Source organism: Marinibacterium profundimaris (assembly GCF_002210095.1).
Classification (GTDB): Bacteria; Pseudomonadota; Alphaproteobacteria; order Rhodobacterales; family Rhodobacteraceae; genus Marinibacterium; species Marinibacterium profundimaris.
On record NZ_AQQR01000002.1, the window covers coordinates 623858 to 637598 of the forward strand.

At 67.2% G+C, this 13741-nt stretch carries 11 protein-coding genes; 5 read left to right on the top strand and 6 right to left on the bottom strand.

All coding sequences use genetic code 11. The features are described from left to right. Positions 1–100: 100 nt before the first annotated feature. From ATO3_RS07855 to ATO3_RS07870, 4 genes are all read right to left on the bottom strand, one after another. Entirely contained in the window at positions 101–1885 is a 1785-nt protein-coding gene (locus tag ATO3_RS07855) for a sodium:solute symporter family protein (protein ID WP_088649266.1), read from the bottom strand. 14 nt (positions 1886–1899) lie between these two features. Beyond that, complete coding sequence (locus tag ATO3_RS07860) at positions 1900–2154, bottom strand: DUF4212 domain-containing protein (RefSeq protein WP_088649267.1); 255 nt, start codon at positions 2152–2154, stop codon at positions 1900–1902. Between the two features lie 677 nt (positions 2155–2831). Continuing rightward, positions 2832–4493, bottom strand: a complete 1662-nt coding sequence (locus ATO3_RS07865) for an amidohydrolase (RefSeq protein ID WP_088649268.1) — start codon at positions 4491–4493, stop codon at positions 2832–2834. Continuing rightward, positions 4490–5188, bottom strand: a complete 699-nt coding sequence (locus ATO3_RS07870; RefSeq protein WP_088649269.1) for a TetR/AcrR family transcriptional regulator — start codon at positions 5186–5188, stop codon at positions 4490–4492. Before ATO3_RS07870 ends, ATO3_RS07865 begins: the two co-directional genes overlap by 4 nt. A 207-nt stretch (positions 5189–5395) precedes the next feature. Here ATO3_RS07870 and ATO3_RS07875 point away from each other — a divergent pair, with 207 nt between their 5' ends. From ATO3_RS07875 to ATO3_RS07895, 5 genes are all read left to right on the top strand, one after another. Beyond that, positions 5396–6499, top strand: a complete 1104-nt coding sequence (locus ATO3_RS07875) for an ABC transporter ATP-binding protein (RefSeq protein WP_088649371.1) — start codon at positions 5396–5398, stop codon at positions 6497–6499. 4 nt (positions 6500–6503) lie between these two features. Further along, positions 6504–7442, top strand: a complete 939-nt coding sequence (locus ATO3_RS07880) for an ABC transporter permease (protein WP_088649270.1) — start codon at positions 6504–6506, stop codon at positions 7440–7442. Beyond that, the gene (locus ATO3_RS07885) at positions 7435–8289 is read left to right on the top strand and encodes an ABC transporter permease (protein ID WP_088649271.1); all 855 of its coding nucleotides are present in this window, start codon (positions 7435–7437) and stop codon (positions 8287–8289) included. Before ATO3_RS07880 ends, ATO3_RS07885 begins: the two co-directional genes overlap by 8 nt. A 59-nt stretch (positions 8290–8348) precedes the next feature. Beyond that, positions 8349–9371: an extracellular solute-binding protein gene (locus tag ATO3_RS07890; protein ID WP_088649372.1), complete on the top strand. Its 1023-nt coding sequence runs from the start codon at positions 8349–8351 to the stop codon at positions 9369–9371. A gap of 126 nt (positions 9372–9497) precedes the next feature. Beyond that, on the top strand, positions 9498–10931 hold the full coding sequence (locus tag ATO3_RS07895; RefSeq protein WP_088649272.1) for an amidase: 1434 nt from the start codon (positions 9498–9500) through the stop codon (positions 10929–10931). A gap of 7 nt (positions 10932–10938) precedes the next feature. On the opposite strand, the gene ATO3_RS07900 is transcribed toward ATO3_RS07895, so the two are convergent. After that, a complete protein-coding gene (locus ATO3_RS07900) occupies positions 10939–12213 on the bottom strand; it encodes a lytic murein transglycosylase (RefSeq protein WP_088649373.1) in 1275 nt (424 codons plus the stop codon). A gap of 34 nt (positions 12214–12247) precedes the next feature. Continuing rightward, positions 12248–13327: a glycosyltransferase family 4 protein gene (locus ATO3_RS07905; RefSeq protein ID WP_088649273.1), complete on the bottom strand. Its 1080-nt coding sequence runs from the start codon at positions 13325–13327 to the stop codon at positions 12248–12250. Positions 13328–13741: the final 414 nt, after the last annotated feature.

Genomic DNA, 13741 nt, shown 5'->3' on the forward strand with positions numbered 1-13741 from the left:
GGTCCAAAAAGGCCCCCTTGCTCTGCGCCGGCGTCAATGTCCGGCAGGGGGTAGTATGGGAGGACGGGAGAGGGCCCGAAGGCCCCCTCCCCTGGTGAAATCAGTGGGCCTGGGCCGATCCGGCACCGCGCGGCACGCGGACGCTTTCGACCAGCTCGACGATCTCCGGCGGGGTCTCCTTCGTCATGCCGGCGACACCGTAGGCCACCGCGAAGTTGATCGCCGCACCGATCGCTCCGAAGGATGTCGACTGGACCGTGAGGAACAGCGGATCGGCATCCGTGAAGCTGTTGGTGTCCGGGATGAAGAACCAGCCCTTGTGCAGGAAGATGTAGACCAGCGTGGTGATCAGGCCGGCCAGCATCCCCGCCACGGCGCCCACGTTGTTGATGCGGGTCGAGAAGATCCCCATCATCAGCGCCGGGAAGATCGAGGCGGCGGCCAGGCCGAAGGCAAGCGCCACGGTCTGCGCGGCAAAGCCCGGCGGGTTGAGCCCGAGGTAGGTTGCCACCGCGATGGCCACGGCCATGGCGATCCGTGCCGAAAGCAGTTCGCCCTTCTCCGAGATGTTCGGATTGATGGCGCCCTTGATCAGGTCGTGGCTGACAGCGGACGAGATCGCCAGCAGCAGACCGGCCGCGGTGGACAGCGCGGCGGCAAGACCGCCGGCCGCGACCAGGCCGATCACCCAGCCGGGCAGGTTGGCGATTTCCGGGTTGGCGAGAACCAGGATGTCGCGGTTGAAGTTGGTCAGCTCGTTCCCGACCCAGCCGTTCTCGGCCGCCTTGGCCTGCATCTCGGGCGAGGCATCGTTGTAGTACTGGATCATGCCGTCGCCGTTCTTGTCTTCCCAGCCAAGAAGACCGGTCTTCTGCCAGGTCAGCATCCAGTTGTACTCGGGATCGGTCTCGATCGTCTGGACCGCCACGGCATCACCATCGGTGCCATTGGGCCAGAACATTTCGGTGATGTTAAGGCGGGCCATGGCGCCCACGGCCGGGGCCGTCAGGTACAGCAGCGCGATGAAGACCAGCGCCCAGCCGGCGGACCAGCGTGCGTCCGACACCTTGGGCACGGTGAAGAACCGCATGATCACGTGCGGCAGGCCGGCGGTGCCGATCATCAGTGACAGGGTGAAAAGCACCATGTTGAACGTGTCGCCGTGATGCGCCGTGTACTCGTTGAAGCCCAGCTCGGTCACGATCTGGTCCAGCTTGGCCAGCAGCGGCTCGCCCGAGGAGACACTGTCGCCGAAGAGGCCAAGTGCCGGGATCGGGTTGCCGGTCAGCTGCAGCGAAATGAAGATCGCCGGGATCGTGTAGGCGAGGATCAGCACGACATATTGCGCCACCTGCGTATAGGTCACGCCCTTCATGCCGCCGAACACCGCGTAGGCGAAAACGACACAGGCGCCGATCAGCAGGCCGGCGGTGTTGGACACCTCGAGGAAGCGGCCAAAGGCCACGCCCACGCCGGTCATCTGGCCGATCACGTAGGTGGTCGAGGCCACGATCAGGCAGATCACCGCAACCAGCCGCGCGGTCGGGCTGTAGAACCGATCGCCGATGAACTCGGACACCGTGAACTTGCCGAATTTGCGCAGGTAGGGCGCCAGCAGCAGGGCCAGCAGCACATAGCCGCCCGTCCAGCCCATCAGGTAGGTGGAATTGTCATAGCCGACAAAGGCGATCAGCCCGGCCATCGAGATGAAGGAGGCGGCCGACATCCAGTCGGCGGCGGTGGCCATGCCGTTGGTGACGGGGTGAACGCCCCGGCCCGCGGCATAGAATTCCGATGTGGACCCGGCGCGGGCCCAGATCGCGATGCCGATGTAAAGCGCGAAGGACGCGCCCACGAACAGCAGGTTGATGACGAATTGGCTCATTGGTCCTTAGCTCCTCACTGCTCGTCGACGCCGAAGTCGCGGTCGAGCTTGTTCATGCGGAAGGCGTAGAAGAAGATCAGCGCAAGGAAGACCAGGATCGCGCCCTGCTGGGCGACCCAGAAGCCCAGGTCCGCCCCCCCGACCGAGATCCCCTTGAGAAACGGGCGCAGGAGAATCCCGAACCCGAAGGGGACCACGGCCCAGATGACCAGGCTCCATTTGATGAGGCGGATGTTCGCCTGCCAGTAGGCATTGCTTTCGTCGGACATGTATCGCTCCCTCCGTCCGTTCCAGATACGGCCGGGCATGGCGCCCGGGCCGACATCTTGTGTCGTGTCGTGTCAGCCGCGCGCGGGGCGGGGCATGACGGGACCAGCAGCGGAGGGGCCAGTGCCGTGTCCCGGCACGGGCGAGGCCACGGCCCGGCATCGGCCGGGGCGTGCGGGGCTGATCGGCTGTGCGCCGGACAGACCTCTCCTGTGCATGGCGCGCCACTCCTGCGCGCCCTGTGCGGGACGGGTAAACATGTGCTCCTCCGTGCGGGCGGGTCGTTTCCAGGCGACCCGTTGCACCATGGTCAGAATACACTGACACGGGACAGAAACGCGCAACTAAATGAAAAGGCGTGGAAGTTTTGTTAATCTCGTTTCAGATCCGGGCGCGGGATCTGTAAAGGCGTTTTCACCGGCGGCATAGGCCGATAATTATTAACCACTTTTGCCAGCCGCCCCCGGGCCTGCCCGATCCGTGCCTTGACGCGACGTCCCTTCGCCGGATGCCCTCTGTCCGGACCGACGCTGCGATGTGAGCGCCAACAGCCCGTCCACAGGGCCCCGGCACCCGCGTCGCCCCTGCGACTCACGCGATTCGCCTGTCCGAATCCCCCGATGAAAAAAGGGCGACGCCACTGCCGGCGCCGCCCGTTCGCTCCGTCCTCCAAAGGGCGTCACGCCTCCCAGGTCACCTCGCCATCGCAGAGCGTCAGCATGGCCCGCGCCTGGTCGATGCTCTCGACCGGCTCGGCCTCCAGGTCGCGGTCCATCACCACGATGTCGGCCAGCATCCCCGGCGCCAGCCGGCCGAAGCGGTGTTCGTCATGGCCGGCATGGGCGCCGCCGGCGGTGTAGCCGTGCAGCGCCTCCATCAGCGAGCAGCGGTTGTCCGGGTCCATCGGCCCCCAAGGCTCGCGCGTCATCGCCGCCTTCACCCCGCGCATCGGGTTCAGGTCCGCCACCGGCCAGTCCGAGGCAAAGCAGATCGGCACGCCCTCGGCCCTCAGCGCGGCCAGCGGAAAGCCCCAGGGCCAGCGCGCCTCGCCCACCCGGCTGACCCAGGGCTCCTTCGGGAAATCCATCGCGCCCGGCGGGTGCGGCGGCTGCATCGAGGCCACGACGCCCAGCTCGGCGAACCGTTTCAGATCGTCGGGATGCAGCAGTTCGACATGTTCGATCCGGTGCCGGCTGTCGCGCGGCCCGTTGGCCTTTTGCGCCGCCTCATAGCCGTCCAGCACCCGCCGGACCGCCCCGTCGCCGATGGCGTGAACCGAGATCTGCAGCCCCCTCCGGTCGATCTCCACCGCCGCCGCGTTGAACCGTTCGGCGGAATGCAGCGGCTCCCCGCGCCAGCCGGGCTGATCGGCGTAATCCTCGACCATCACCGCCGTGGCGCCGTCGATCACCCCGTCCATGAACATCTTCACGCGCTTCGACTTCAGCTTGTCGGTGTCGAATTCCTCGGCGAAGCGGCTCGCCTCCTCGATGGTCGACAGGTCCTTCTCGGGCGTCAGGTGGAACGGCACCTCGACCCGGCAGATCAACCCGCCCTTCGCCTCAATCTCGGCCAGCAGCTCCAGCTGGTAGCGGTTGCCGTCCATGTTGTGCAGCGCGGTGAACCCGTAGGAGGCACACAGCTTCAACCCCTCCTCCAGCACCGCGATATCCGCCGCGCGCTGCTCGGGCGTGACGCTGCCGGGCTCCAGCCCCGCCAGCCCGAGGCTCTCTCGCCCGCCCGACGAGCGCAGGGCCATCACCGGATCGAAGGCCGCATGTTCGCGCAACTCGCCCAGGGCGGTGCCGTCACCGGCCATGACCACCTCGTTGCCCGGCGGCATCTCGCGGCCCTGCATCAGCCCGGCGCGCTCGATGGCGATGGAATTGGCCCAGGCGGTGTGGTGATCGTGGGCGATGCAGATCACCGGGCGGTCGGCCAGCGCCTCGTCCAGCATCTGGCGCGTGGTCTGCACGCCCTCGCCGAACAGGTTGTAATCGGTCGCCTTGCAGATCAGCAGCGCCTCGTCCGGGTTGGCCTGCGCATAGGCCTGCAGCTTGTCGCGCACCGCCGGCAGCCCCTGCACCCCGTCCAGCTGAAGCAGCCGCAACCCGAAGGCCCCGGCGAAAAGATGCAGATGCGCTTCGACCATGCCGGGCATCACGGTGCCGCCCTGCGCGTCGATGCGCCGGGTGTCCGGTCCGGCCAGGATCGACACCGCCTCGCGCGTGCCCACCGCCAGGATCCGGGACCCGGCGATGGCCAGCGCCTCGGCATGCGGGGTCTTTGGATCCATGGTCAGGACGCGGGCGTTCTCGATCAGGATGTCAGCTGTTTTCATGTCTGTTCCGTTGGGTGTCTGAGGGTCGGGGCGCGCAGAAACGCGGGGTCGAAGAGCATCTCGGCCAGCGGGCGGAACCGCAGCGCGGTGTCGGTGCGGTGCTGCTCCAGCGTGCGGTCGTCCTCGCAGATCAGCGTGTAGAAACACGGGTTCCAGACGTCATTGAAGATCCGGGTGATGACTTCGGGATCCCCCGGTGCCCCGGACACCAGCCGCAGCGCGTAGCGCGCGAAACGGTCGGTCAGCGCCAGGCGCAGGTTCTCCTCGACCGCGCGGTACTGCCGGGCCAGCTCGGTTGTCGGATGGCGGATCGTCGCCGCCTCGGCATAGCGCCAGACCCGCTTGCCCGCGATCTGCAGCGTGCGGTCGGAGATATCGGTGTAGAGATCCACCAGGATCGTCGCGAAATCCGCATCCACCCGTGCCGGCGCCTGGCCGTGCAGCATCTGCGCCTCGCGCGTGCCCTCGGTGATCAGCGCGACCAGCAGGCCGTCCTTGCTGCCGAAATAGTTAAAGACGGTCGGCGGCGATACGTCGACCCGCGCGGCGATGTCGGCCATCGTCGTCCCGTCAAAGCCCTTCCCGGCGAACAGCTCCCGCGCGGCGCCCAGAATATCCTCGCGCCGGCGCAGCTTCTTGCGGTCGCGCAATCCCGGAGCAGCGCCCGTGCCGATTTTTCCGCCTGTGTCGTCCACCGTGCTTCCCGGTCCCTAGGTCAGGAAAAATTTTTATTGACTAAAAATTTTTAGTCAATTGTCCTTGGAGCCAGCAAAGGGTGGCTGCACGAGGTTCGGGCGGGTGCCGGAGAAAAAAGCATCGGGGACGCCGCGCCGCTTGCCGTGAAAGCGAGCCGGGTCCTACAAAAAGGGGATGGTATCGTTGCGGGGACATCAGCCATGGACATGAGCACTCCGGTCTCGGAGGCCGCCGAAGCCCAGGTCGCGATCGACGTCGACAGGGTTTCCAAGATCTTCCCGGGCGAGGACGCGGTGCGCGCGCTCGACGACGTGTCGGTCGGCATCCGGCGCAATGAATTCTTCACGCTTCTGGGTCCCTCGGGCTGCGGCAAGACCACGCTTCTGCGCATCATCGCCGGGTTCGAGCCGCCCACCATGGGCGCGCTGCGGCTGGATGGCACCGACATTTCGCGGCTGGCGCCGGATCAGCGGCCGATCAACACGGTGTTCCAGAATTACGCCCTGTTTCCGCATATGTCGGTGGCGCGCAACATCGGCTTCGGCCTTGAAATGCTGGGCAAACCGAAGCGCGAAGTGAACGAGACGGTCGACCGGATGCTCAAGCTGGTGCAGATGGAGGCGCTGAAATCGCGCAAGACCTCGGCGCTGTCGGGCGGCCAGCAGCAGCGGGTCGCCCTGGCCCGCGCGCTGGCGCCGCATCCCCGCGTGCTGTTGCTGGACGAACCGCTCTCGGCGCTGGACCTCAAGCTGCGCAAGGAGATGCAGATAGAGCTGAAGCGCCTGCAGAGCGAGACCGGCATCACCTTCATCTTCGTCACCCATGACCAGGAAGAGGCGCTGACCATGTCGGACCGCATCGCCGTGATGCGCGACGGCAGGATCCTGCAGATCGGCAGCCCGCGCGACATCTACCAGCGCCCGGCCGAACGCTTCGTGGCGAACTTCATCGGCGAATCCAACTTCCTCGACGCGACGCTGTCGGCGGGCCATGTCACGCTGAAGGCCGGCGGCGGCGCCTTCGCCGTCACCGCACCCCCGGGCGTGGCCGACGGGCCGGTCAGCGTTCTGGTCCGCCCCGAACATGCGGCCGTGCGCGCCGGTTCCCCCGCCGGGGACGAGCTGCCCGCCACGATCCGCAACGTGGTCTATTCCGGCGACGCCACCACGATCCACCTGGAGCTTGGCTCGGGCGAGCTGTTCAAGGCGAAGATGTCCAACAGCACCGGCGGCGGCGCCACCCTGCCGTCCCAGGGCGAGCCTGCCGTGGTCACCATCGCCCCCGGCGCTGTCACGGTGCTGAAGGACTGAGCCGATGAGTGACGCCACAGCATCCCCCACCGCCCCCGGAGAGCTGGAGGCCGAGGCGCTCCGGCAGGACCACCGCACCCGCTGGCTGATGTCGCTTCCGGCCATCGCGATCATCCTCTGTGCCGCCGCCGGCCCGCTCATGGTGATGGTGGTCTATTCCTTCCTGGCGCCGGGCGATTACGGCAACGTCAAATGGGAATTCTCGACCGAAGGCTGGGTCTCGGTCCTGCTGCAGCGCGACATCTTCGACGGGACGCTGGCCTGGGCCGACGCGCATCTGTCGATCTTCTGGCGCTCGCTGTCGCTGTCGCTGATCACCACGGTGGTCACCCTGCTGATCGGCGTGCCGACCGCCTGGTTCATCGCCACGCGGCCCGACGGCAAACGCGAATTCTGGCTGTTCCTGATCACCGTGCCGTTCTGGACCAACCTGCTGGTGCGCACCATCGCCATCCAGGAGCTGATCCGCGCCGAGGGGGTCATCAACCTGATCCTGCTGAAGATCGGCCTGATCCAGGAGCCGATCCAGATGATGTTCACCAATTTCGCCATCGGTTTCGGGATGAGCTACGTCTATCTGCCGCTGATGGTCCTGCCGGTCTATGCCGCTGTCGAGAAACTGGATTTTCGCCTGGTCGAGGCCGCGCACGACCTTTACGCCAGCCGCTGGAAGGCGTTTCGCCTGATCATCCTGCCGCTGATCAAGCCCGGGGTGATCGCCGGATCCATCCTGGTCTTCATCCCCTCGCTGGGCGCCTATGTCACGCCGCGCGTGCTGGGCGGTGGCAAGAACCTGATGTTCGGCAACCTGATCGAACTTCAGTTCGGACAGGGCCGCAACTGGCCCCTTGGCGCGGCGCTGTCGCTGACGCTGATGGTGGCGGTGATGATCGCGCTGATCTTCTATGTCCGGGCCACCTCGCGGGAGACGCACAATGGCTGAGACCTCGCTTCCCGCCACGCCCGAAAGCGCCGCCGCGGCCGCGCCGCGCGGACGCGCCTACAACGCCCGCACCCTGCCGGGATTTGCCACCGTGGCGATCTGTGCCTTCGTCATCATCTACGCGCCGATCATCATCCTCGTGGTCTTCTCCTTCAATGCCGGCACCACGCTGGCGATCTGGGAAGGCTTCTCGCTGCGCTGGTACGCCCAGGCGGCGGCGAACGAACAGGTGCAGGGCGCCGCGATCCGCTCGCTTTACCTGGCCGGCTCGGCCGCGACGATCGCCACCGTGGCCGCGACCATGGCGGCGCTCGCCACCACCCGCACCCGGCGCTTCCCGGGCCGCACGATGATCTACGCGCTGATCAACCAGCCGCTGATGGTGCCGGAAATCGTCACCGCCGTCGCGCTGCTGATCGTCTTCGCCTGGGTGAAGGTGGCCACCGGGCACAATTCGATGATCTATCTCATCGCCGCCCATACCGCCTTTTGCATCCCCTTCGCCTACCTGCCGATCCGCGCGCGGCTGGAAACCATGGACATGACGCTCGAGGTCGCCGCCTCGGACCTCTATGCCTCGAAGAAACAGGTGTTCACCAAGATCACGCTGCCCCTGCTGATGCCCGGCATCATCGCGGGCTACATGCTGGCCTTCGTCATCTCTCTCGATGACGTGGTGATCACCGAATTCGTCAAATCCGCCGGGCAGGACACGCTGCCGACCTACATGCTGGGTCAGCTGCGCCGCGTCGTCACGCCCGAGGTCAACGCCATCTCGACCGTCATCCTGCTGGCCGGGGCGATCCTTGTGTCGCTCTTCTTCTGGTTCAGCCGGGGGCGCGAGTGATCCCGTTCCAGCCGGGCACAGAAACCGGCGGGGCGACCAAGTTCAACAAGGAGACCAAGATGAAGACCATCCTCGCAGCGACCTCCGCCCTGGCCCTGGTGGCCGGCGGCGCCGTCGCGGAAGAGCTGAACATCTACAACTGGGGGAATTACACCAACCCCAAGCTGATCGAGAAGTTCGAGGCCGAGACCGGCATCGACGTGACGATCACCGATTACGACAGCAACGACACCGCGCTGGCCAAGGTGAAGGCCGGCGGCCACGGCTTCGACATCGTGGTGCCGTCGAACTCCTACGTCCCGATCTGGATCAGCGAAGGCCTGCTGCTGGAAAGCCGCCCCGACCAGATGGAGAATTTCGAGAATGTCGATCCGCAATGGGTCGATGTCGAATGGGATCCGGGCCGGCACTACACCGTGCCGTGGCAATGGGGCAGCACCGGCGTCGTGGTGAACACCAAGTATTACGACGGCGATATCGACACCTCCGCCATCTTCATGGATCCGCCCGACGAGCTGGTCGGCAAGATCAACGTCGTGCCGGAAATGGGCGACGTGATGGGCCTTGCCATCATGTATTACGGCGGCGAACGCTGCACCGACGACATGGAGCTGCTGAAGAAGGTCCGCGACGGGCTGGTCGAGGCCAAGAAGAAATGGCTCGGCATGGATTACGGCAACATCGAGAAATTCGCCAAGGAAGACCTCTGGGCCGGCGTGAACTGGAACGGCTCGACCTTCCGGATGCGGCTGGCGAACGAGGACATCGCCTATGGCTATCCCAAGGAAGGCTACCCGCTCTGGATGGATTCGGTCGCCGTTCTGAAGGACGCGCAGAACCCCGAGGCGGCGAAGGCCTTCCAGAACTTCATCATGGAGCCGGAGAACGCCGCGCTGATTTCCGAATTCGCGCGCTATGCCAACGGCATCAAGGGGTCCGAGGAATTCATGCCCGAGGACATGATGTCCGCGCGCGAGATCGTCATCCCCGAGGATCTGAAGGCGGCCGGCAAGTTCATGAAGACCTGCTCGCCCGAGACGCAGCAGATCTACACCCGGATCTGGACCGACCTGCAGAAGTAAGCGCCGCGCCCCCGCCTGCCGGGGGCCGCGCATCGCTTGTCCCGGCGCGCCGCCGAGTCGCGCCGGGACCACCCGGGCCCGCGCCGGCCTCTCCCCCCACATCCCCCACCTCACCGGAGCCAGCCCATGACGCAGGACGAACTCTGCTATCTCACGGCGGATGACGCCATCGCCGCCTTCACCGCCAGGACCCTGTCCCCGGTGGAGCTGATGGAGGCCGTGATCGCCCGGTGCGAGGCGGTGCAGCCCGCGCTGCGGCCCTTCACCTACTCCTTCTACGACGAGGCGATGCAGGAGGCCGGCGCCGCCGAGGCGCGCTATGCCGCCGGCGCCCCGATCGGCAGCCTCGACGGCCTGCCGGTGGGCATCAAGGACGAGGCCTGGATAAAGGGGCGGCCGGTCTCCAACGGCTCGCTGATCCTGAAGGATTTCGTGGCCGACGCGACCTCGACCGGCAATGCCCGGATCCTGGCCGAGGGCGCCATCGCCCATGTGTCCACCGCCACGCCGGAGTTCTCCGCCGCCGTGGTCACGTGGTCCGAGCTGTGGGGCGTCACCCGCAACCCGTGGAACCCCCAGATGACGCCCGGCGGCTCCAGCGGAGGCTCTGCCGCCGCGCTGGCCGCGGGCTGCGCGCCGCTCTGCACCGGGTCGGACATCGGCGGCTCGATCCGCGTGCCGTCGTCGACCTGCGGCCTCGTCGGGTTCAAACCACCCTACGGCCGCAATCCCGAAGCCGTGCCCTTCAACCTGGATTTCTACTGCCACACCGGGCCCATGGCCCGTTCGGTCCGCGACGTGATCCGCCTGCAGAACGTCATGGCCGGCCCGTCCCCCACCGACATCGCCAGCCTGAAGCCCAAGCTTGTCCTGCCGACCGATTACGCGCCCATCAAGGGGTGGAAGATCGCCTATTCTCCCGACCTCGGTCTGTTTCAGGTCGACCCGGAGGTGCGCCGCAACACCGAGGCCGCGCTGGACGTGTTCCGCGATCTTGGCGCGACCGTGGAAGAGGTCGATCTGGGCTGGCCGCCCGACGCGCTGCAGGCCGGGTCGGCCTATCTCAACCACCTCTTCGGCGGCCATATCGCCCAGCTTTTTGCCGAGCATGGCGCGAAGATGACCAGTTACGTGCGGAAAATCTGCGAGGCCTCGCAGGCCTCCACCGCGCAGGATTTCGTGGGTTCGCTGGATGTCGCGGGCGCGATGTACGCCACCCTCGGCCCGCTGCTGGAACGCTACGACCTGCTGGTCTGTCCGACCACGGCGCTGCCTGCCGTCCCGGCCGATTTCGATCCGGCCTCCGACAGCGTCAGCGTGAACGGGGTCGAGGTCGACCCGATGCTGGGCTGGGTCATGACCACGCCCTTCAACATGCTCAGCCGCTGCCCGGTTCTGTCGGTCCCTTCGGGCCATGCGTCGAACGGGGTGCCCACGGGCATCCAGTTGGTCGGGCGGACCTATTGCGACGGTGACGTGATGCAGGCCGGGCTGGCCTATGAAACCGCGCTGGGCGGCTGGTTCGCCACGCCGGACGCGCGGCCCGCCCTGCCGGCCTGACCCGCGCTCAGGGCGCCAGCTCCGCCTTCATCCCGATCTCGGGGAAACAGGTGGCGGTCCGGCCCGTGGCCTCCTGCCAGCGCCCGATGGACCGGCGCGTCTTGAACCCCGGCAGCCCGTCGGCCCCGCCCACGTCATGGCCAAGCGCCTCCAGCCCGCGCTGCATCTCGGCGATGTCCGAGCGGTACATCGCGCCCACATCGCCCCAGGCCGCCTGGAAATCGCCCATCCCGTAGCGGATCCGGTCGCCCACATGCCCCACGAAGAGCGCGTAGAGATCGCTCATGTTGTAATCCTTCAGCACGTAGAAATTCGGCGTCACGATAAAGGCCGGCCCGTGCCGCCCGGCGGGCATCAGCAGGTATCCCTCGCCCTGCCGCTCATGCTCGGGAAAGGCCCGGCCCGTGATCCGCCGGATCCCCATCGCCTCCCATTCGGCAATCGGCCGCCCCTGGTCCGGTCCTTCCAGCGTGCAGGACACATCCTCGGGCACCGCCACCTCGAACCCCCAGTCGCGCCCCGCGACCCAGCCGTGGTGATCCAGGTAGGCGGCGATCGAGGCGATCGTGTCCGCCTCGGATCCCCAGATATCGGCGCGCCCGTCGCCATCGCCGTCGGCAGCATGCTCCAGCACGTTCGAGGGCATGAACTGCGGCTGCCCCAGCGCCCCGGCCCAGCTGCTTTTCATGCTGCGCGCGGGGACGAATCCGGCCTCGGCCACCTCCAGCGCGGCGATGAGCTCGTCGGTGAAATAGGGCGCGCGGGTGCTCATGAAGCCCTTGGTGCCCAGCACCTCGAAGGCATCATGGGTGATCGCCACCCGGCCATAGCCGCTTTCGCGCCCCCAGATGCCCAGAATGATCCGCCCCGGCACGCCGGTCTCGGCCTCGGCGCGCTCCAGCGCGGCGGCATGGCGGCGCGCCATCTGCCGGCCCACGGATGTCGCCCCGTCCAGCGATCCGCGGCTGAAGTACTTCGCCGGCGCGCCGAACTCGGCCTGCCGCTGGCGCTTCGGTGTCTCGGCGGCGGTGCCGGGCATGACCAGATCGGGCAGGTTCCAGTTCAGGCGCACCCCGTCGAAGGCCGCCTCGAAGGTTTCGCGCGATACGCCGCGTGCCTGGGCCCGGGGCCAGATCGTATCGTCCAGCCAGACCCGGAACCGCGCCTCGACAGCCGCCTTGTCCTGCGCCATGGCGCCCGGAGCGGCCAACAGGGCGGCCAGCAGCGCCGCCGCCGCGATGCGCCAGCTCCGTGTCCTCCAACGAGGGCAGGGGGGCCGCATGCTCCCGCGCCCCGACATGCCCGGACATCCGGCCTCAGCCGTCGTGCTGTCCCTCGTCATCGCCGTTCTCCCCGCCGTCATCCAGCAGACTGCGATATAGCGCGGTCAGCGCCGTCGCCTCGGTCTCGAGCGCGAAATTGTCCAGCACATGCGCGCGCGCGGCCCGGGCCATGGCGGCCCGCCGCTCCGGCGCCGCGATCAGCTCTTCGATGGCCGCCTCGAGCCCTTCGTCATCCTCGGTGTCCACGATCAGCCCGGTCTGGCCGTCTTCGATCATCTCCTCGAAGGCGCCGGCCCGCGTCGCCACCACCGGCACGCCCGAGGCCATCGCCTCCAGCGGGGTCAGGCCAAAGCCCTCGGCCCGCTGCGGCGCCACGAAGATGTCCATGGCGCGGAAGAATTCGGGCACGCGCCCGTCGGGCTGTTCGCCAAGGAACTGGATCCGGCCGGCCATCCCGGCCCGGGTCACCCGGCCGCTGAGATCGTCCTCGAAGCCGCGGTTGTCCACGGTGGTGCCGCCGGTGATCACGGCGGTCACGTCGGAATGGCGCTTGACCTGGCGCATCATGATCTCGACGAAGCGGTCGGTGCCCTTCTGGTGCCGGATCCGCCCGAAACAGCCGATCAGGCAGTGATCGGCGGGCAGGCCCAGGGCCTCCTTCACGTCGCGCTTGTGGGCGGCGGGGCGGAAGCGATCGCAATCGACCCCATGCATGATCACCCGGTGCGGCACCTGCAGGAAGGCGCCGGCCTTGGCCGAGGTTGCCACCACCGCATCCATCCGCCGGATCAGCCAGCGGGTATAGCGGCTGTGCGCGCGCTGCGCGGCCGAGGTGAAGACCAGCTTCAGGTTCTTGCGCAGGATCCATTTCAGGGCAAGCCCGGCCAGCATTTCGGTGTTGCGCCGGGCGTGCCAGATCCGCGGCTTGCGCGCGCGCATGAAGATCAGCCCGATCAGCGTGATCTTCGGCAGCTCGGGCGGCAGGTTCGGCCCGGTGCAGGCGATGCCGATCTGGGATTTCTGGACCGGCACGAGCCGGAATACGGTCGAGGTCACGCCGGACCAGCGTTTCTTCAAGTTGGGGGCAATGACCGAGATTTCGTCCGAGCGCATGAGCGCACATTGGGGGATGGGTCAAGCTTCTTCAATCGGTACCGGTTTATCCACAGGCGGATTGACGGTGGAGTGTAGCAGCCGTGCCGTCACCCTCGGGTTGAACCGGCCCGGACCGCCCCGGAATGGCTGTATTGCTCCGCTGATCGTCGTATTCCGCCGGGTCATTGCAGTGCACCGGCCGCGCGCCGGGCTTTACCGCGTCAGTCGGTGCCGCCGGATCCGCCGTGCGACTCGGCTGCGGCCCGGTCAGGGCCGACCCGGTGGAGCCCGACCGGGGAGCGCTCTCCCCGGCCGGTCCGTGCACCGCGCCCTCTGGTGGCAGCCGTCTGTCCCCGGTCGCCGAAAGGCACCTGACCCCCGGTCCCGTCCCGATCGGCGCGCGGCCATGCCCCGGTTCTATGCCGCATGGCC